Below are 18,617 nucleotides of genomic sequence, written 5' to 3' on the forward strand. Positions count from 1 at the left end.
TCAGTCCCCGGCCCTGCGCAGGCACCGGTCGACGAAGTCGGCCAACGGTGTCACGTGCACCTGCGGCCGGTCCCACCGGTTCTCCAGGTTCTCCGCCAGGTGGTGGGTCGCGACGACCTGCCCCGCCCGGTGGTGGCGGACGACCGGGTGCAGGTACGCCGCGTCGTGGGCCTGACCGACGACGTCCTGGGCCACCCGTTTCACCGTCACGTCGAACGGGTCCACTTGGTCGTGCTCCGGGCCGTACTCCAGGGTGACCACGAACGCGTCGGAGTAGTCGTGGTCGGCGGTGCGCAGGCCGGTCTCCGTGAAGTAGTCCACCGGCACCTCCTCGTGGTAGCGCGCGTCGGCGTCGGCGACGGTCACCACGTCGGCGAGGACGTCGAACTGCTGCCACAGCGCGGAGGTGCGGTTGACCCGGGCGATGATCGCGTCGGCGATCGACGCGCCGGTCGCGTCGAGCTTCTCCGCCGGCCACGGCGTGTCCCCGTACCGGCGTTCGAGGATCCGGTGCAGGGCCCGTACGGCGTAGCGGAAACCGTGGATGAACCCGTTCGTCGAGCGTTTGAAGTCCCGCTGCTGGGTGATGGTGCCGGCGAAGAACAGGTCGGGCACGTTCACCGACTCCCACTGCGCGGTCTGGGCCGGGAAGCGGTCTCGGATCGCCAGCTGCGGCCGGCACGACTCGTCGAAGATCGACGCGTCGAAGGCGAACCCGGTGCAGACGAGCACCCGGTCGTAGCGCAGCTCCTTGGTCACCTCGTCGGCGCGGGAGAACGCGAACGTCACCGTGTAGCCGTCGGCGTCGCGGGTGATCCGCCGGACCGTGCCGTCCAGGATCGCGTTGGCCGACTTGAGCTGGTAGGTGTCGAGGAAGTTGTTGTTCACCGCCCGCAGGTGCCCGACGTAGTGGGTGCGCCAGGCCATCCGCACCGAGCTGGGCCCGGCCAGGTGGATCAGGGTGGTGGTCTCCATCAGGTTGTCCGCCGTCTCGAACGCGGAGTTGCCCTTGCCGATGATCAGCACCTTCTGGTCGAGGTAGTCGCCCGGGTCGACGGGCATGTCCGCGTACTGCTCGGCCAGCTCCAGCCCGGGGATGTCCGGCAGGTAGGGCCGGGACACGCCGGTGGCGACGACCACCCGCCGGGCCCGGAAGGTCTCCCCGGCGTGCACCTCGAACACCCCGTCCACCCTGGACACCGAGGTGACCCGCGCGCCGTAGCGCACCTTCACCCCGGTCTTCGCGGCGAAGTCGGCCAGGTAGCGGACCATCACGTCGGCGTCCGGGAAGTACCGCTCGGTGTACGTGGTGAACCGCAGCGCCGGATCGTCACTGAGCAGCGAGTTCCAGTCCAGCCGCAGGTTGGACTCCGGGTCGTCGGAGCCGGTGTGCGGCTTGTTGATGGAGATCAGTTGCCGGTGCCGGGGGTAGGTGGCGAAGAACGCGCCCGGGATGTCCGCGCCCTCCAGCACCAGGTAGTCGCGCCGGCCGTCGGCCTGGAGCAGGGCGGCCAGTTGCAGGCCGGCGGGGCCGGCTCCGATGATCAGACAGTCAAGCGTCACGACGGCCATCCAGGGTGAGAGGGGTCAACGGAAGTTCCAGCGCGTCCATCACGTCGGCGGCCCGCCTGACGTCGCCGTCGAGCGGCCGGTCCGGGTCGACCGGGGGGATCGCCGCGACCAGCGCCGCCAGCACCTGGGCGCAGCCCGGCGCGGTGGGTGTTCGGGCCCCCACGTACGCGGCCTGACGCAGCCCCAGCGCCAACGAGCCGACGATCAGCCGCAGCAGCCCGGCCTGGTCGAAGACCCGCAGGGCGGCCTGGGTGCCGAGCGGGACGACGTCCTGGTTGTGCAGGTTGGTCGGCAGGCTCTGCATGCTCGCCGGCATGGCGTCGCGGCGGATCTCGGCGATCAGCGCGGTCGAGGCCAACTGCACCCCCTGCAGCCCGTGCTGCTGCCCCGGGCCGGCGGCCAGCATCGGTGGCAGGCCACCGTTGCGGTGCGGGTCGACGAGCAGGTCGAGTTGCCGCTCGACGAGGTTGCCGACCTGCGCCACGACCATCGACAGCAGGTCGGCGGCGAACGCGGCCGGCTGGCCGAAGAAGTTGCCGCCGTGCACCACGAGGTCGTCGTCGGGGAAGAACAGCGGGTTGTCGCTGACGCTGCCCAGGTCGGCGGTGACCACCCCGTCGACGTGGCGCAGCGCGTCCTCGGCCGCGCCGAGCAGTTGCGGCGCGCACCGGATGCTGTACGGCTCCTGCAACGGGCGCTTGCCCGACGCGACGAGCCCCGCGCCGACCTGCCGCATCCGCGCGCCCACGTCGATCGCGCCCGGGTGCCCGTACGCGCGCAGCAGCCGGGCGTCGAGGAACTGCGGGTCGCAGCCGAGCAGGTCGGCCAGCAGGCAGGTGAGCACCTGCGCCGCCCGGTGCGCGGCGCGCACGGCGGACAACGCCAGCGCCGTCGCCGCGGTGGTCAGCGAGGTGCCGTTGACCAGGGCCAGGGCGTCCCGGCCGTCCAGCGGCAGCGGGGTCAGGCCGGCCTTCTCCAGCGCCTGCGCCGCCGGCAGGCGTACCCCGTCGAGGTAGGCGTGGCCGCGACCGCGCAGCGCCTGGGCCGCCGCGCCCAACGGGATCAGGTCACCGCTCGCGCCGACCGAACCCCACCTCGGCACGGCGGGCACGAAGGTGGTCCCGAGCATCGCGGCCAACGCGTCGACGACGTGCGGGGACACCCCCGACGCGCCCCGGGCCAGCGACCAGGCCCGGACCAGCACGGTCGCCCGGACGATCTCGGGGGCGAGATCCGGGCCGTGGCCCGCGCCGAGGTGGGCGAGGGTGTTGTCGGCCTGGTCGCGCAGGTCGGCGCGGCCGGCGTACCCGACGAGGGCGCCGAAGCCGGTGGTGCTGCCGTACACCGCGCGGTCCTCGCCGAGCACCTCGGACAGGAAGGTGCGGGTGCGGGTGACCCGGTCGCGGACCTGCGGCCCGACCACGACCCGGACGGGGTCGCGGGCGGCGCTCAGGTCGGCGATCCGCAGCGGCGCCGCGAGATCAACCTCTGTCGTCATGCGACGGGACCCTAGAGAGCGATTCTCAGAACGCTTTGAAATCGGGCCGATACGGTGCGCCGCATGACGCTCGACTACCTGATCATCGGAGCCGGGCCGGCCGGGCTCCAACTCGCCGCCCTGCTGGAGCGCGACGGCCGCGACCATCTGGTGCTGGAGGCGGGGCCGGCGCCGGGCACGTTCTTCAGCCGCTACCCGCGGCACCGCCAGTTGATCTCCATCAACAAGGTCTGGACCGGTTCCGACGATCCGGAGTTCAACCTTCGCTCCGACTGGAACTCGCTGCTCACCGACGATCCGGCGCTACTGTTCCGGAACTTCAGCCGGCGCTACTTCCCCGACGCCGACGACATGGTGCGCTATCTCGCCGCCTTCGCGCATGGGCTGCGGGTCCGCTACGACACGCGGGTCACCCGGATCGCCCGCGACGGCGACCTGTTCACCGTCGCGGCCGGCGACGACACCCTGACGGCCCGCCGGGTCGTCGTGGCCACCGGCGTCTCCCAGCTGTACGTCCCGCCGATCGAGGGCGTCGAACTCGCCGAACGCTACGACACCGTCAGCGTCGACCCGGACGACTTCACCAACCAGCGGGTCCTGATCATCGGCAAGGGCAACTCGGCCTTCGAGACCGCCGACGCCCTGGTCGAGACCGCCGCCGTCATCCACGTCGCCGGCCCGCACTCGATCCGGCTGGCCTGGCAGACGCACTACGTCGGGCACCTGCGCGCGGTGAACAACAACTTCCTCGACACCTACCAGCTCAAGTCGCAGAACGCGGTCCTCGACGGCACCGTCGAGCGGATCGCCCGCCGCGACGACGGCGGCTACCGGATCGACTTCCGGTACGCCCGCACCCGCGAGTCGCTGCGGCAGCTCGACTACGACCGGATCATCCTGTGCACCGGCTTCCGGTTCGACGCGGACATCTTCGATGCGTCGGCGCGGCCCCGGCTGGTCATCAACGACCGCTTCCCCGAGCAGACCTCCGGCTTCGAGTCGGTGAACGTGCCCGGCCTGTTCTTCGCCGGCACCCTCACCCAGCAACGCGACTTCAAGCGCTCCACCAACGGCTTCATCCACGGCTTCCGGTACGGCGTACGCGCCCTGCACCGGATGCTCGACGCCCGCTACCACGGCACGCCGTGGCCGTCCACCACACTGGACGTCACCCCCGAGGCGATCACCGACGCGATCATCGCCCGGATCAACCGCACCTCCGCGCTGTGGCAGCAGTTCACCGTCCTCGGCGACGTCGTCGTGATCGCCGACGGCGTCGCGCGCTACCACGAGGAGGTGCCGGTGGCCCACCTGCACGACGGGGGTCTGGGGCCCGAGCCGTTCGCCGTGGTGACCACCCTGGAGTACGGCCCGGACCACGACCAGGTCGACCCGTTCGACATCACCGTCCCCCGGATCGCCGAGAACGACGCCGATCGCGCCCACGACGCCAGCTACCTGCACCCCGTCGTCCGGGTGCACCGGGGTGGGCAGGTCGTCGCCACCCACCACCTCGCGGAGAACCTGGAGAACAACTGGGACCTGCCCGGCGTGCACCAGCAGCCGCTGGCGCTGTTCCTCAAGGGCGTCCTGTCCGATGCCGGCTGAGCAGCACCATGACGGCCGTCGCGCGGCGGAGCACCAGCACGCCGACCGCCGCGCGACGGGGCCCGGCCGGCACGGCGGGCACGACCGGACCGGTCGCGGGTCGGCGGACCGCGACCGGGCCGGGGCCGCCGCCGGTGGTGAGCTGTGGCCGCAGCCCGTGCTGCGGCTGCTCACCACCGGTGGCGACCGGCCGGTCGTCGAGGACGGTGACCGGAGCGTCGGCGCGGCCGAGCTGGCGGACCTGGTCCGGCGGATCGCCAGCGGCCTGCGTGCCGCAGGCATCGGACCCGGTCGGGCGGTCGCGTTGCGGATCGGGGTCACCCCGGAGGCGCTCGCCGGTGTCCTCGCCGCGTTCACCGTCGGCGCGCGGGTGTCCGGCATCCGGCCCGAGCTGACCCCGGCGCAACTCGACCGGCTGCTCGCCAGCGACGACGCGCTGCTCGTCGACGACGCCCGGCTCGCCACGCTGGCGAAGACCACCGACGACGGCAGCCCGCTGGTCGCCGCCGGCCGGCCCGGCGACGTCGCGCGGATCACCTGGACCAGCGGCAGCACCGGCCACCCCAAGGGCTGCGCCCAGACGTACGCGGCGATGAGCGCGGCCTGGGCGGCCCACCCCGACCGGTGGCCGCCGGCGATCGCCGAACTCGCGCCCCGGCTGGGGCGCTACCTGGTCTTCGGCTCGCTGAGCAGCCAGGTGATGCTGGAGTACGGCATCCTCACCCTGGCCGCCGGGGGCACCCTGGTGGCCGCCCGCCCGCCCGGCTTCCCCGGCATGATCACCCGGCACCGGGCCACCGCGAGCGTGATCACCGTCGGCAAGCTGCACCAGCTCGTCCGCGACCAGCGCGCCGACCCGGTCGACCTGGGCAGCCTGCGGGCGCTCGTGGTCTCCGGCTCGCCGCTCACCGCGTCCCGGCTCGCCGAGGCGCTCGACGTGCTCGGCCCGGTCGTCTTCCACGGGTACGGGCAGACCGAGACCGGCATGATCGCGATGGTCACCCCGACCGAGCTGCTGGCCGACCCGGGCCGGCTCGCCTCGGTCGGCCGCGCCCCGGCGGTGGTCGACCTGTCCGTCCGGGACGCCGACGGCCGGCCGGCGACCGAGGGCGAACTCTTCGTCCGGACCCCGGCGCAGGCCGACGCCTACTGGGGCGACCCGGCCGAGACCGCCGAGGTGTTCACCGACGGCTGGGTACGCACCCGCGACCTGGCCCGGGTGGACGCCGACGGCTACCTGCACCTGTACGGCCGGACCCGGGACGTGATCATCGTCAACGCGAACCTGGTGTACGCCGGCCCGATCGAACGGGTGCTCGCCACCGACCCCGCCGTCGCCGAGGCGTACGTGGTCAGCCGCCCCGACGACGTCACAGGCGAGGCGGTGCATGCGTACGTGGTGCCGGCGCCCGGGTGCCCGGTGGACGTCGACCGGCTGCGCGCCCGGGTCGCGGAGGCCCTGGGTGCGGCCGCCGTCCCGACGACCGTCGAGGTGATCGACGGGGTGCCGGTGGGGCCGAGCGGCAAGCCTGACAAGCGCGCCCTGGGCGTGGGCGTCGGTTCCTGGGCGGCGGCTACCGTTTCCGCGCGACGAGCAGGTACTCGTGCGCCCGGTTGTTGACCATCGGGTCCCCGTCGGTGACCGGGCGCGGGTAGAGGTGGATGCGCTCGTCGCCGAGGGTGAGGTGACCGCCGAGCACCCGGCCGACGTCCCACGCCAGCGGCACGAACCGGTCGGCGACCCGCCGGTTCTGCACCGCGACGACCGCGTACGCGCCCCGCTTGAGCACCCGGGCCAGCGCGTGGAAGGCGTGGTCGAGGGCGGTCAGGTAGGCGGAGTAGTCACGCAGCGCGTACAACTGGCCCTCGACGGGGGAGTCGGTGTCGAGCGCGGTGCCGAAGTAGGGCAGATCGGTGACGAGGAAGTCGACGCTGCGGTCGGGCACCGGGGGCCGGCGCGCGTCACCGCAGATCACCACCTGGCCGGGGTACGCCTCCAGGCGACGCGCCGCCTGCCTGGCCCGGTCCGGGGAGATCTCCAGGCCGACGCCGCGCCGGCCGGTGACCGAGGCCGCCACGAGGCTGGTCCCCCACCCGGCGAACGGGTCGAACACCAGGTCCCCCGGTCGGCTGAACTCGGTGATCAGGGGCGCGATCTGACTCACCCAGCCGCACTGGCCGGCGGCGGCCGGTGGCGCGTGCCGCGGATCGTCGCCGGTGAGGACCACCCAGCTGGCAACTCCCATCAGTGACTCTCCCTGACTCGTACGAGGTCGGCGTCGCGACCGTCGGAGGAACCGGCGGCGGGTGCGCCACCGGGCGGGTCGACGGCGGGACCGCCGTGGGGTCCGGGAGTGGTGTCCCCGGGTGCGGCCGGGGTCGGCCCGCCGGTGGTCTCCGGTGTGGACGGTGCCCGGACCGCCGCCGGAGGCAGGTGGGGTTCGAGGCGCAGCACGCCGACCGCCGACACCACCACACCGGCCGCCAGCACGAGCCACATCCCGGTCGGCGACAGCGACAGCAGCGCGGTCAGCACCGCCGGTGCCAACGCCCCCGGCACCGCCCAGGACAGCTGGTAGACGGCGAGGTGCCGGCCCCGGGTCCGCTCCGGGGCCGCGTTGACCACCAGCGCCGACGCGGTCGCCCCGTGCAGGAGTTCCCCGACGGTGAACAGCGCGGTCGCGGCGAACACGCCGGCCAACAGGACCGCGCCACCGGCCGTCGCGCCGAGCACCGCGAACGACACGAACGACAGCCCGAACACGCCGGCCCCGGCCGCCACGGCCCGGGACCGGCGGAACCGGGTCAACGCCCTGGTGACCGGGATCTGCGCCACCGCGATGCCGATCGTGTTCACCGCGTAGAGCGCGCCGACGAGCGAGGCCGGCTGCCCCAGGTGCAGCGTCACGTAGACGGGCAGGCTCACCGCCAGCACCATGTAACCGAACGCGGTCGGCACGTTGAGCAGGGTGAGGGCGAGGAACGGGCGGTTGCGGGCCACCAGCCGGTAGCCCCGGCCCCGCGTCTCCCGGGGGGTGCCGCCGGGCCGGCGGTGCACGGGGATCGCCCGGATCAGTCCGGCCGCGACGGTGAAGGCGACCGCGCTGGTCAGCACGATCACGGTGAACGCCCGGTCGGCCCGTACGGTGAGGGCCGCCCCGGCGAGCAGGCCGCCCACGCCGAGGCCCGCGTTGCGCAGGCTCCGTTGCGCGGCGATCAGCCTGTCCCGGGCGCTGCCGCTGGCGATCTCGGCGACCAGTGAGTGCACCGACGGGGAGAACGACACGTCGCCGAACGCCACCACCAGCACGGCCAGGAACAGCGGCCCCGCCGAGTCGACCAGGGGGTAGCAGGCGAAGGCGGCGGCACGCAGCAGGTAGCCGCCCACCACCACGGCGCGCGCGCCGAACCGGTCGACGAGCACCCCGGTCAGCGGGTTGGCGATCAGGCCGAGCACCGCCGCCGCGCTGACGATCGCGCCGACCCGCCCCACGGACAGGCCGGTGCTGTGCTGGAAATAGATCAGCGACAGCGGCAGGTACATGCCGCTGCCGGTGGCGTCGATCACCATCGCCGCCATGTAGCGGGCCTGGACTCCACGGCCGGTCACGACGCCTCCCCGATCTGGATCTGCGCGGCGACCCGGTCGCCGAGCCGGCGGAGCCGCGCCTCGCACTCGGTCCGGGTCGGGGCGGCGGCGACGGCGGCGGTGAGGAAGTCGGCCGACCCGGCGGCCGGGGGGATCACCTGCCCGGGCCGGGCCCAGCACCAGAACCGGCGGACCCACGGCTCGGTCGGCGGGCTGGGCACCGTGCGGACCAGCCCGGGACGTTTCATCATCAGCAGCTGGCCGGACATGCTGCGCGGGCGCGGTCGGGCGTCGCCGGGAAGCCGGTCCAGCGCCGGTACGGGCAGCCCCAACTGGGTACGCAGCTCCGCCTCCGCCAGGTTGACGCCGAACATCACCTCGAACACCTCGCGGATCTTCGCCCCGCCGCTGCGGCAGGCGATCTCGCAGAGCACCAACCGGTCGTCGGGGGTGTGGAACACCTCCGCGTGGAAGGCGTGGTCGGTGAGCCCGCCGGGTGAGCGGGTGAGGGCGGCCAGCACCCGGTCGACGAGGTCGAGCAGCCGCCCGGTGAGCGGGTCGTCCGGGTCGAGGGTGACGTCGATGCGCGGGCCCGGGTCGCTGCCGAACGAGGCGAGGTCGTACTGGTACTGCGACGGCCAGGCCAGCACGGTACGGCCGGCCCGGACGAACCCGTCGACGTGGCACATCCGGCCGGGCACGAACCGCTCGACGAGGAGGTCGTCGCGGTCGCCGTCGCGGTACAACTCGTCCAGGTGGGTGCGCAGCTCCCCGGCGGAGCGGACGATGCGCAACCCGACGGAGTTGTAGCCGGCCCGCTGCTTGAGCACCACCGGGTACCCGTGGTCGGCCGCGAACGTCCGCACCTGCTCGGCCGTGGCCGCCAGGGTGTGCGGGGCCACCTCGATCCCGGCGGCCACCGCCCGGCGCTTCATCAGCAGCTTGTCGCGGAACGGCCTGATGTCGGCGGGCCGGGGGCCCGGCAGCCCCCAGCGTTCCCGCAGCTCGGCGGCGAGTTCCAGGTCCGCCTCGTGCAGGGCGACGACGTGCCGGGGCCGGAAGCGGGCGGCGAGCGCGGCGGCGCGGGCCGCCACGTCCCGGTCGTAGTGGTCGAGCACCTCCAGGTGGGCCAGGCCCAGCGTGTCGGTAGGGACCTGCTCGCCGAAGGACTCGATCTTGTCGCGGGCGGCGAGCACCACCGCCGGCTGGTCGTGGTCGGCCAGCCAGTCCCGGTACGGGAACGGCTCCAGCGGATTGCGGTGCAGGATCAGCACGCTCACCTACCCCACCGCCCCGGTCAGCTGGTGCACCTCGGCGACCCGGGCGAGGTGCACCGCACCCCGGTCGTCGCGGATGCGGATGCGGATGAACTCGTCGACGAGCCGGGCACCCCGCTCGGCGGCGGCGGCGACGGTGGGGCCGGTGACGGCGACCAGGCCGAGCCGGTCCCAGTTGTCCCGCAGCGGGCGCACCCCGTCGCCGGGCCGGGCGCTGATCCGGACCGCCAGGACGTCGGGCTGGCGGGCCGCCTCCTGCACCCCCTCGACGGACAGCACCCGGCCGGGTGGGCCGACGACGGTGCGTACGCAGGCCCCACCCCGGGGCGCGGGGCTGTCCGGCAACGGGTCGACCAGGCGGAACGGCCAGCCGACGGCGAGCCGGTCCAGGTCGATGCCGTACACCGCGCGGACCAGTTCGGGGATCGCGTCCCCGCCGTAGCGGTGGTGGCTCTCGATGATGCGGGCCCGGGTGCCGCTGAGGCGGACCTCGGTGTGGCAGGGGCCGTCGGCGAAGCCCAGGTGGTCGAGGAAGGTGCAGACGCACTCGCCGACCCGGTCCCAGGCGTCCTCGGTCAGCCGGGCCGGCACGGCGTGGCCGAGTTCGGCGAAGTGGCCCGGGTCGGTCATCTTCTCGGTGATCGTGACGACCACGTGCCGGCCGGCGAAGCTGAACGTCTCGACGCTGAACTCCCGGCCGTGGACGTACTCCTCCATCAGGAAGTCGTCGAGCACCAGCAGGGTCGACACCCGGTCGGTGCGGGTGCCCCGCAACCGGCACACCTGCTCCCACACGGCTTCGTGCCCGGACGGGTCGTCGACCCGGAACACCCCGATGCTGGCGGTGGCGGCGGTCGGCTTCACCACGAACGGGTACCCGTGCCGGACGCCGAAGGCGCGCAGGTCGTCGAAGTCGCGCAGGGGCACCGCCGCGACCGCCTCGGCGTCGCGGCGGACCAGGTGGCGGCGCATGGCCAGCTTGTCCCGGAACAGGCGGGACACCGGGTACGTGGTGCCGTCGAGGCCGAGCAGGTCACGGGCGCGGGCCGCGATGTCCAGGCCCGGCTCGGTCAGCGACACCACCTGGTCGATGCGCCACCGCTGGTGCAGCCGGGTCACGACCGGCGCGGTAAGCGTCCAGTCGGTGTAGTCCAGCACCTCCACGACGTCGGCCACCTGCCGCTGCCGTTCGGTGATCTTGGTGGGGTGCTGGAGCAGGAGCACCCGCAGACCGAGTTCCTTCGCCGCGACGGCGGTGTCGTCGACGCCACCGACGAGAAGCAGTGTCCGCACGGGACCGTCCCCTCCGAATCTCCGGCGTCTCACGGACGCTCCGACCACATGCTCAGGTAACGCTCCCCGGTGTCGGGGAGGATGACGACGATCCGCTTGTCGACGCTGCCGCGCCGACGGGCCACCCGCAGCGCCACGTGGGTGGCCGCCCCGGAGGACACCCCGGCGAGGACCCCGACGCGGCGGGCCAGCCAGCTGCTCGTCTCGGCGGCCTCGTCGTCGGTGACGGTGACGACCTCGTCGATCAGGTCCAGATCGGTGGTGGGGGCGACGAACCCGCCGTTGAAACCGGGGATGGCGTGGGTGCCGGCCGTACCCCCGGACAGCAGCGGCGAACCCGCCGGTTCCACCGCGACCGCCAGCAGCGCGGGGTTGCGCTCCTTGAGATAGCCGGCGGTGCCGCTGAGGGTGCCGCCGGTGCCGACCCCGCAGACCAGGACGTCGACCTGGCCGCCGGTGTCGGCCCAGATCTCCGGGCCGGTGGTCTCCCGGTGGGCCCGGGGGTTGTCGTCGTTGTCGTGCTGCCGGACGAACCACGCGCCCGGCGTCATCGCGCAGATCTCCTCGGCCTTGTCGACCGCGCCCTGGTAGCGCGCCTCGCGCGGGGTCAGCACCACGTCGGCGCCGAAGCGGCGCAGCAGGCCGATCCGCTCCGGGGTGGCGTTGTCCGGCAGCACGATGATGCAGCGGTGCCCGCGCGCCGCGCACAGGGCGGCCAACGCGATGCCGGTGTTGCCCGACGTCGCCTCCACGACGACGCCGCCGGGGCGCAGCCGCCCGTCGGCCTCCGCCGCGCGGAGCATGTAGAGCGCCGCGCGGTCCTTCACGCTGGCGGCCGGGTTGGCGCACTCCAGCTTCGCCAGCACCTCGACGCCGGGCGCCCCGTGCGCGACGGGCAGGCGCAGCAGCGGTGTGTTGCCGACGAGGTCGTCGATGCCGTCGGCGATGCTGGGTAACGGTCTCGGTGCGAGGGTACGGGTCGGCTGCGCCATGGCGGTCTCCACCTCCTACAGGGGCCTGGACGTCAGTAGTTCGGCACCTTGCGCAGCAGGTGCTGCCGTTCGACGATCTCCGGCTGGTAGACCTGCGCCTGCCAGCGCTGCTCCTCCACCGGTTCCAGGGCGATGGACACCACGTTCGGGCTGCACCCGAAGGCGGCGGTGACCGCCTCGGTCAGCTCGTCGACGAGCTGCTGCTCGGTGTCCCGGTGCAGGTCGACCGGGAAAAACTTGATGTTGATGTGCGGCATCGGGTCCTCCTGGGGAATACGACTGGTCAACGGGGTGCGGGACGCGGTGGGGTCGCGGCGGCCACGGCGGCGGCGAGGCGGGTGACCACCCGGCCGGCGGGCTCGGGCCGGGCGGAGCGGTAGCCCGTGCCGGCCCAGAGCGCCATGTGCTCGGCGTCGCCGCGTGCAGCCGCCGCCACGCGCAACGGTTTGGTCAGGTGGTGGACCTGCGGGTAGGCGGCGGGGGCAAGCGCGTCGAAGGAGTCGACGAACCGGTTGCGCAGCCCCCGGGCCGGCCGACCCGAGAAGGCCCGGGTGACGATGGTGCCGGGCCGGCCGGGCTCGGTCAGCGCGACCCGGTGCGCCGGATGGGTGCCGGCCTGCGGGGTCAGCAGCAGGGCGGTGCCGACCTGCACCGCCGACGCGCCGGCCGCGACCACCGCGTCGACCTGCGCCGGGCCGGTGATCCCCCCGGCGGCGATCAGCGGCACCGCGACGGCCCGCCGGACCGTGCCGACCAGTTCGGCCGTGCCCGGCTGCGGGTCGGGACGGCGTTCGGGAGTGAAACTCGCCCGGTGCCCGCCGGCGTCGGCGCTCTGCACGCAGAGCGCGTCGGCCCCGGCCGCGACGGCCACCCGCGCCTCCGTGACGTCGGTGACCGTGACGACGACCTGCGACCCGGCGGCGTGCAGCCGGTCGACGACCGCCCGGGACGGGCAGCCGAAGGTGAAGCTGACCACCGGCACCCGCGCGGCCAGCACCACCTCGATCTTGTCGGCGAAGTGGTCGGTGTCCCGCTCGGGTGGCTCGGGCAGGGTCACCCCCCAGTGGGTCGCCTCGGGCAGCAACGCCTGCCGGAACCGGGCGACGGCGGTCCGGTCCACCGGCCGGGACTCCGGCACGAAGACGTTGACCCCGAACGGTGCGGTGGTGCTGCGGCGGACCTGGTCGATGTCGGCGGCCAGGTCCGCCGGGCGGAGGTAGCCGGCGGCCAGGAAACCGAGCCCCCCGGCGTCGCCGACGGCCGCGACGAGGGCGGGCGTGCTGACTCCCCCCGCCATCGGCGCGCCGACCACCGGACGCGCCAGGGGGCCCGGCCCGCTCACGGCCGCCGGCCCTCGGTCGGGAGGGTCGACCGCGCGCCGGCCGTCCGGTGGCGGTGCAGCACCCGGTCCACCAGCAGGTCGGCGGCCCCGACGTAGCCGGCCGGGTCGAGCAGGGCGGCGACCTCGGCCGGGTCGAGGACGGCGGCGACCCGGGGGTCGGCCGCCACCAGGTCACGCAACGGCTGCCCGGTCTGCACCGCACGGCCGGTCAGGGTGGTCAGCAGTTCCTTCGCCACCGCCTTGCCGAGCAGCGGGGCGAGCCGCACGGCCAACCGCTCCGAGGCCATGAACTCCCCGGCGAGGTCGAGGTTGGCGCGCATCCGGTCGGGGAACACCGTCAGCCCGGCGGCCAGTTCGGCCGCCGCGTCGGCGGCCCCGCCGGCCAGCCGCAACGCCTCCCGGAACGGCTGCCACTCGGCGTGCCAGGCACCGCCGGGGCGTTCGTCCTCGGCGACGAGGCAGTGCGCGACGGTCGCGGCGAGCAGCGGCAACTGGGTGGCCGCCGCCCGGATCCGGGTCGCCAGCACCGGGTTGCGTTTGTGTGGCATCGCCGAGGACACGCCGCGTCCCGGGCCGGCCGGCTCGGCCAGCTCCCCGATCTCGGTACGGGCCATGACCTGCACGTCCGCCGCCATCGCCCCGAGCACGCCGGTGGTGAGGCCCAGCACGCCCGCGACGGCGTGCAGGGGCGTACGCACGGTGTGCCAGGGCGCGTGTGGCTCGGCCAGGGACAGTTCCGCGGCGAACGCGTGGATCAGCTTCTCGGCGTAGCCGTCGTCGGTATCCCCGGCCAGCCGGGCGAACTCCAGGTAGCCGCCGAGGGTGCCGGCGGCCCCGCCGAGCTGCACCGGCAACCCCTCGGCGAGCAGGCCGTGGATCGCCTGCCGCGCGTCGAGGACGCCGGAGAGCCAGGTCGCCGCCTTCAGGCCGAACGTGGTCGGCACGGCGTGCTGGGTCAGGGTCCGGCCGGCGAGCGGCGTGCCCCGGTGCCGGTCGGCGAGGGCGGCCAGCGCGTCGGCGGTGGCAGCCAGGTCGGCGTCGATCACCCGCAACGCCCGCTCCGCCACCAGGATCAGCGCGGTGTCCAGGATGTCCTGGCTGGTGGAGCCGCGGTGCACGTACTCCGCGGCGGCCGGGTCCAGCGCCGTGACCAGGTCGGTGAGCGCGGCGACCACCGCGACCACCGGGTTGGCCGTCTCGGTCGCCCGGCGGGCCACCGCGTCGAGGTCGATCCGGCGGGCGTCGGCGACGGCGGTGATGGTGTCCGCGTGTTCCCGGGGCACCACCCCCAGCCGGGCCTGGGCCCGCACCAGGGCGGCCTCCGCGTCGAGCATCGCCTGGAGGACCGCCCGGTCCCGGACGGCGTGCTCGATGCCCCGGTCGGCGCTGCTGGGGCTGAGCAACCCGTGGTCGAAGCCTTCGGTCATGTCGTCACCGCTCCCGTCGTGGTGGCCGCCTGCGCGGTGAGGGCGAGCACCGACAGGCTGATCGCGTCCGCGTCGCCGAGCATCACCGAGTTGACGCCCGGCCGCGCGCCCGCCGCGGTGGCCCAGTGTGCGCCCTCGGTGGGCACCCCGAACACGAACCGCCTGGCGTGTCGCCCGCCGGCCGCCGACACCGGGTGGAACGGCCTGCCGGTCACCGCCAGCCCGCCGGTGACGTGCGGTTCCGCCTCCCGGTCGGGCACCACGTGCGGCGCGCAGGACCGGTGCGCGAGCATCCAGCCGAGCAACGGATCGGCGGTACGCCGCAGGTCCACCTCGGGCAGCCGCGCCTCGATCATGGCGGTCACCACGTCCCGGCTCCCCGGCGTCCGGGGTGACTCGACGAGGAACCCGGCCTGCTCGGGGCACGGCGTCACCCGCATCTCGGCCCCGACGATCCGGAGCACACCGGCGCGGATGAGCGCGGCCAACTGCTCGACCCGGTGGGCCGGGGGGCCGATGCTGAGGAAGGCGTTCATCGGGGTGTACCAGCGGTCCAGGTGGTGACGGTGCGAGGCGCCCCGCAGACCGCCGTGGTCGACCGCGAGACGGACCTCGTTGCGCAGGTCGCGCAGGACGTCCATGGCCGCCTTGAGCGGGCCGCTGACGTTGCCCTCCTCCGCCGTGCGGGCATCCTCGTCCAGGTAGCGCAGCATCCACTCCTGCAACGCCGCCGACCCGGCGAAGGTCTCGTCGCGGGCCGGGTCCAGCACCGTGTCCCAGTCCCACCGCTCGGTGATGCCGTAGCGCTGGCGGATCTCCTCCTCCCCCGCGTCGCCCCGGGGCAGCTGGAGGTACTCGGCCTCGAACCGGCGGGCCTTGCCGCGGCAGCCGGCCCGGCGCAGCACCGCCACGTAGAAGGCGGTCTCCACCTCCTTGGCGATCAGCGGCCACAGGTCGGCCATGAAGTCCATCGCGGTGCCGTCCCGGGCCGCGCGCAGCCGCTCGACCAACGCGACGGTGAGCACCCGCGGCTCGTGCCGCCCGTGTGCGCCCTTCTCGTTGCGGCCCCGCGCCCGGTACGGGATGCCGCGCCGGGAGCCGGCCAGCAGCTGCGGCTCCAGTCCGGACGGCAGGTAGGTCAGCCGGCCGTCGTCGTCGCGGACGTAGCGGCCGGCGCGTCCCTCGGTGAGCAGCGCCAGGTAGTCGAAGAAGCAGAGCCCGAGCCCGCGCAGCAGGGTGGGTTCGCCGGGCCGCACCATGGACAGGTCCACGTCGGCCGGGTTGGCCGGCAGGATGTACGTCAGCCCCCGCTCGACGGCGAACTCGGCGAGCGTCTGCTCCTGCGCGGTCGGGGTGACCGGGTAGTGGCCCTGCGCCAGCACCACCGCGTCCAGGCCGGGGAGCCGGTCGCCGGTCTGCAACTGCACGCACTGCCGGCCGTCGGACTCGTCCCACAGGGCGACGGCGACCGTGGCGTGGGCGCGGACGCTGACGTTCGCCGGCGCGGTGCCCACCACCCGCCGGTAGACCCACGACAGGTAGTGGCCGAACAGCCGGCGGGTGGAGTAGGTGTCGGGCCCCACCGCGCGCAGTTCCTCGGCGACGTCGGCCGGGAACTGGCCGAGGTCGCCCATCAGCACCTGGAACCGGGCCCACTCGTAGAGGCTGGGGCCCTCGCTGAGCCGGCCGGCCATCTCCACGGTCGGGTCGGTGAACACGGTCACCTGGGAGGCCACGGTGTTCATCAGCAGCCGGTCGGACTGGTCGGCCCGCCACACCCGGCCCGCCCCCGGCGGGTACGGGTCGACGACGTCGATACGTACCGGCCGGTCGGGGTCGGCGATGGCGTTGCTGACCAGGCGTTCCAGCACACAGAGCCCGCGCGGCCCCATGCCGACGATGCACACCGACAGCGGATCACTGGTAGACATCGACGTCCTCCCGGTACCCGCCGCTGAGCAGCGCGCGCAACGGGGCGGCGGCCTTCAGCAGCATCTCGTCGAACTCCCCCTCCGGATCGGAGTCGAGGATGATGGCCCCGCCCGCGCCGACCCGCATGCCGTCGCCGGACAACACCGCGGTGCGGATCACGATGTTCAGGTCGGCGGTGCCGTTGCAGCTCAGGAAGCCCAGCGAGCCGGAGTAGATGCCCCGGGCGGTGGTCTCCAGCCCGTCGATGATCTCCAGCGTCCGCAGCTTCGGCGCCCCGGTCATCGAGCCGCCGGGGAAGCACGCCTCGACGCAGTCGACGGCGGTGGCCTCGGCCCGCAGCCGACCCCGGATGGTCGAGACGAGCTGGTGCACGCTCGCGTACGACTCGGTCTGCATCAGCTTGGGGACGGTGACGCTGCCCACCTCGCACACCCGGCCGAGATCGTTGCGGAGCAGGTCGACGATCATCAGGTTCTCGGCGCGGGTCTTGTCGCTGGTGGTCAGCTCGTCGCGCAGCGCCGCGTCGACAGTCGGGTCGGGGTGCCGGGGCGCGGTGCCCTTGATCGGCTTGGTCTCCACCACCCGGTCGGCGGTCAGCCGCAGGAAGCGTTCCGGGGAGGAGCAGGCCACCTCGATGTCGCCCAGCCGCAGGTAGGCCGAGTAGGGCGCCGGGTTGTACCGGCGCATGGCCCGGTAGAAGGCGAACCCGTCGCGGGGACGCGGCAGGCGCAGCCCGTTGGTCAGGCAGATCTCGTAGCTCTCCCCGGCGACCAGTTCCCGCTTGCAGGCGGCGATGTCGGCCAGGTACTGCTCCCGGTCGCGTTCCAGCGACGCGACCAGCGAGCTGGTGTCGACCGGCGGCGGGGTGAGCGGGGTGACCGGTCCCGCCTCGGGGATGGCGGTGAGCTGCTCGGCGACGGTCTCGACCCAGTCCTGCGCCGCGTCGTCGCTGCCCTCGCTGCCGTCGGAGAGGGCCACCAGGTAGGTCTGCCGGTCCCGGTGGTCGACCGCGACGAACCGGTCGGCGAAGATCCAGTACGCGTCCGGGGTGTCGGCGCGGTGCGGCCCGGCAGCGCCCAGGTCGCCCTTCAGCTCGTAGCCGAAGTAGCCGACGTAGCCGCAGGTCAGGTCGGTGGGCAGGGCCGACGAGTCGAGGTGGATGCCGGCCAGCCGCTGCTGGAGGTAGGTCAGGATGGTGCCGGGCACCCGGGTCGGGGTGCCGGCCGCCGTGGCGACCTCGACCGCGCCGGTGCCGACGTCGTAGCGGACCACCTCGGACAGCGGCCCGGAGGCGTCGCCGAGGTAGGAGAAGCGGGACAGGCCCTCCTCGACCCGGGCGCTGTCCAGCCAGAAGGCGTGCGTCGAGTCCCGGAACAGCCGGGTGAACGCCTGCTCGGCGTCGGTTTCCCAGCCGAGGGTACGCACGTGCAGCCGGTGCGTCGGCGCGGCGATGGGCGGCGGGGCGGCCACCTGGATGCTCTCCCGGGCCTGGTGGGCCCGGGTCAGGTCGCGGAAGTTGCCCAGCAGGGTCTGCCCGTACTCGGTGCAGATCGACTCGGGGTGGAACTGGAGCCCCCACATCGGCCGGTCGACGTGCCGCAGCCCCATGATCACCCCGTCCTCGGCCCAGGCGGTGGCGACCAGTTCCGGGGGCAGGTCCGACACGCACAGCGAGTGGTAGCGCACGGCGGTGAAGTGCTGCGGGATGCCGGTGAACAGGCCGTCCCCGTCGTGCGTGATCGACGCCAGGTGCCCGTGCCGGGGTACGGGCGCGGAGTGCACGGCCGCGCCGTGCCCCGAGGCGATGCCCTGGTGGCCCAGGCAGACGCCGAGCACCGGCACCGGGGATTCCGCGATGACCTGTGCGGAGAAGCCGAAGTCCTTCTCCCGGTCGGGTCGGCCGGGTCCGGGCGAGATGACCACGTTGTCGAACCGGCGCAGATCCAGGGTGGCCACGGCCGGGTCGTCGTGGCGGACGACGGTGGGCTCGACGCCGTTGACCACGGCGATGAGCTGGAACAGGTTGTAGGTGTAGGAGTCGTAGTTGTCGACCAGCAGGGTACGCACTGATGCCTCCTCCGCTCGGG

General features: G+C 73.9%; 14 protein-coding genes. 2 read left to right on the forward strand and 12 right to left on the reverse strand.

What is annotated here, in order from left to right; genetic code table 11:
* Complete coding sequence (locus Q2K16_RS07720) at nt 1–1,563, reverse strand: FAD-dependent oxidoreductase (protein WP_489671859.1); 1,563 nt, start codon at nt 1,561–1,563, stop codon at nt 1–3.
* Nucleotides 1,553–3,070 carry an aromatic amino acid ammonia-lyase gene (locus tag Q2K16_RS07725; RefSeq protein ID WP_302744408.1) on the reverse strand — a complete coding sequence of 506 codons (1,518 nt, stop codon included), beginning with the start codon at nt 3,068–3,070 and terminating at the stop codon, nt 1,553–1,555. The genes Q2K16_RS07720 and Q2K16_RS07725 overlap by 11 nt, the downstream gene beginning before the upstream one ends.
* A gap of 63 nt (nt 3,071–3,133) precedes the next feature.
* On the opposite strand from Q2K16_RS07725, the gene Q2K16_RS07730 reads away from it, so the two are divergent.
* Both Q2K16_RS07730 and Q2K16_RS07735 read left to right on the forward strand, forming a co-directional pair.
* Nucleotides 3,134–4,678, forward strand: a complete 1,545-nt coding sequence (locus Q2K16_RS07730; protein ID WP_302744409.1) for an NAD(P)-binding domain-containing protein — start codon at nt 3,134–3,136, stop codon at nt 4,676–4,678.
* Nucleotides 4,668–6,299, forward strand: a complete 1,632-nt coding sequence (locus tag Q2K16_RS07735) for a class I adenylate-forming enzyme family protein (protein ID WP_302744410.1) — start codon at nt 4,668–4,670, stop codon at nt 6,297–6,299. The genes Q2K16_RS07730 and Q2K16_RS07735 overlap by 11 nt, the downstream gene beginning before the upstream one ends.
* Here Q2K16_RS07735 and Q2K16_RS07740 read toward each other — a convergent pair.
* From Q2K16_RS07740 to pabB, 10 genes are read right to left on the reverse strand one after another with little or no spacing between them, the layout of a single operon-like run.
* Nucleotides 6,253–6,924, reverse strand: a complete 672-nt coding sequence (locus Q2K16_RS07740) for a TRM11 family SAM-dependent methyltransferase (RefSeq protein ID WP_302744411.1) — start codon at nt 6,922–6,924, stop codon at nt 6,253–6,255. The genes Q2K16_RS07735 and Q2K16_RS07740 overlap by 47 nt on opposite strands.
* Nucleotides 6,924–8,288 (reverse strand): MFS transporter, encoded by a 1,365-nt coding sequence (locus Q2K16_RS07745; RefSeq protein ID WP_302744413.1) that lies wholly within the window; start codon nt 8,286–8,288, stop codon nt 6,924–6,926. Before Q2K16_RS07745 ends, Q2K16_RS07740 begins: the two co-directional genes overlap by 1 nt.
* Nucleotides 8,285–9,547, reverse strand: a complete 1,263-nt coding sequence (locus Q2K16_RS07750) for an ATP-grasp domain-containing protein (protein WP_302744414.1) — start codon at nt 9,545–9,547, stop codon at nt 8,285–8,287. The genes Q2K16_RS07745 and Q2K16_RS07750 overlap by 4 nt, the downstream gene beginning before the upstream one ends.
* On the reverse strand, nt 9,548–10,837 hold the full coding sequence (locus Q2K16_RS07755) for an ATP-grasp domain-containing protein (RefSeq protein WP_302744415.1): 1,290 nt from the start codon (nt 10,835–10,837) through the stop codon (nt 9,548–9,550). It abuts the gene before it with no gap.
* A 29-nt stretch (nt 10,838–10,866) separates the two neighbouring features.
* A complete protein-coding gene (cysK, locus tag Q2K16_RS07760; protein WP_302744416.1) occupies nt 10,867–11,829 on the reverse strand; it encodes a cysteine synthase A in 963 nt (320 codons plus the stop codon).
* A gap of 32 nt (nt 11,830–11,861) precedes the next feature.
* Nucleotides 11,862–12,086 carry a tautomerase family protein gene (locus tag Q2K16_RS07765; RefSeq protein WP_145919431.1) on the reverse strand — a complete coding sequence of 75 codons (225 nt, stop codon included), beginning with the start codon at nt 12,084–12,086 and terminating at the stop codon, nt 11,862–11,864.
* A gap of 26 nt (nt 12,087–12,112) precedes the next feature.
* Nucleotides 12,113–13,171: a nitronate monooxygenase gene (locus Q2K16_RS07770; protein ID WP_302744417.1), complete on the reverse strand. Its 1,059-nt coding sequence runs from the start codon at nt 13,169–13,171 to the stop codon at nt 12,113–12,115.
* Entirely contained in the window at nt 13,168–14,598 is a 1,431-nt protein-coding gene (locus Q2K16_RS07775) for a lyase family protein (RefSeq protein ID WP_302744419.1), read from the reverse strand. The genes Q2K16_RS07770 and Q2K16_RS07775 overlap by 4 nt, the downstream gene beginning before the upstream one ends.
* Nucleotides 14,595–16,529, reverse strand: coding sequence for an FAD/NAD(P)-binding protein (locus tag Q2K16_RS07780; protein WP_302744421.1), 1,935 nt, complete (start codon nt 16,527–16,529; stop codon nt 14,595–14,597). Before Q2K16_RS07780 ends, Q2K16_RS07775 begins: the two co-directional genes overlap by 4 nt.
* Complete coding sequence (pabB, locus tag Q2K16_RS07785; protein ID WP_302744422.1) at nt 16,516–18,597, reverse strand: aminodeoxychorismate synthase component I; 2,082 nt, start codon at nt 18,595–18,597, stop codon at nt 16,516–16,518. Before pabB ends, Q2K16_RS07780 begins: the two co-directional genes overlap by 14 nt.
* Nucleotides 18,598–18,617 lie beyond the last annotated feature (20 nt).

The sequence above is a fragment of the Micromonospora cynarisoli genome (genome assembly GCF_030518815.1).
In the GTDB taxonomy this organism is placed as follows: domain Bacteria; phylum Actinomycetota; class Actinomycetes; order Mycobacteriales; family Micromonosporaceae; genus Micromonospora; species Micromonospora wenchangensis.

Excerpts from the sequence above, each read along its gene's own strand:
- cysK (WP_302744416.1), bottom strand. The coding sequence starts at position 11,829 with ATGGCGCAGCCGACCCGTACCCTCGCACCGAGACCGTTACCCAGCATC.
- Q2K16_RS07765 (WP_145919431.1), bottom strand. The coding sequence starts at position 12,086 with ATGCCGCACATCAACATCAAGTTTTTCCCGGTCGACCTGCACCGGGAC.
- Q2K16_RS07730 (WP_302744409.1), top strand. The coding sequence starts at position 3,134 with ATGACGCTCGACTACCTGATCATCGGAGCCGGGCCGGCCGGGCTCCAA.
- Q2K16_RS07780 (WP_302744421.1), bottom strand. The coding sequence starts at position 16,529 with ATGTCTACCAGTGATCCGCTGTCGGTGTGCATCGTCGGCATGGGGCCG.
- Q2K16_RS07740 (WP_302744411.1), bottom strand. The coding sequence starts at position 6,924 with ATGGGAGTTGCCAGCTGGGTGGTCCTCACCGGCGACGATCCGCGGCAC.
- Q2K16_RS07735 (WP_302744410.1), top strand. The coding sequence starts at position 4,668 with ATGCCGGCTGAGCAGCACCATGACGGCCGTCGCGCGGCGGAGCACCAG.
- Q2K16_RS07725 (WP_302744408.1), bottom strand. The coding sequence starts at position 3,070 with ATGACGACAGAGGTTGATCTCGCGGCGCCGCTGCGGATCGCCGACCTG.
- Q2K16_RS07775 (WP_302744419.1), bottom strand. The coding sequence starts at position 14,598 with ATGACCGAAGGCTTCGACCACGGGTTGCTCAGCCCCAGCAGCGCCGAC.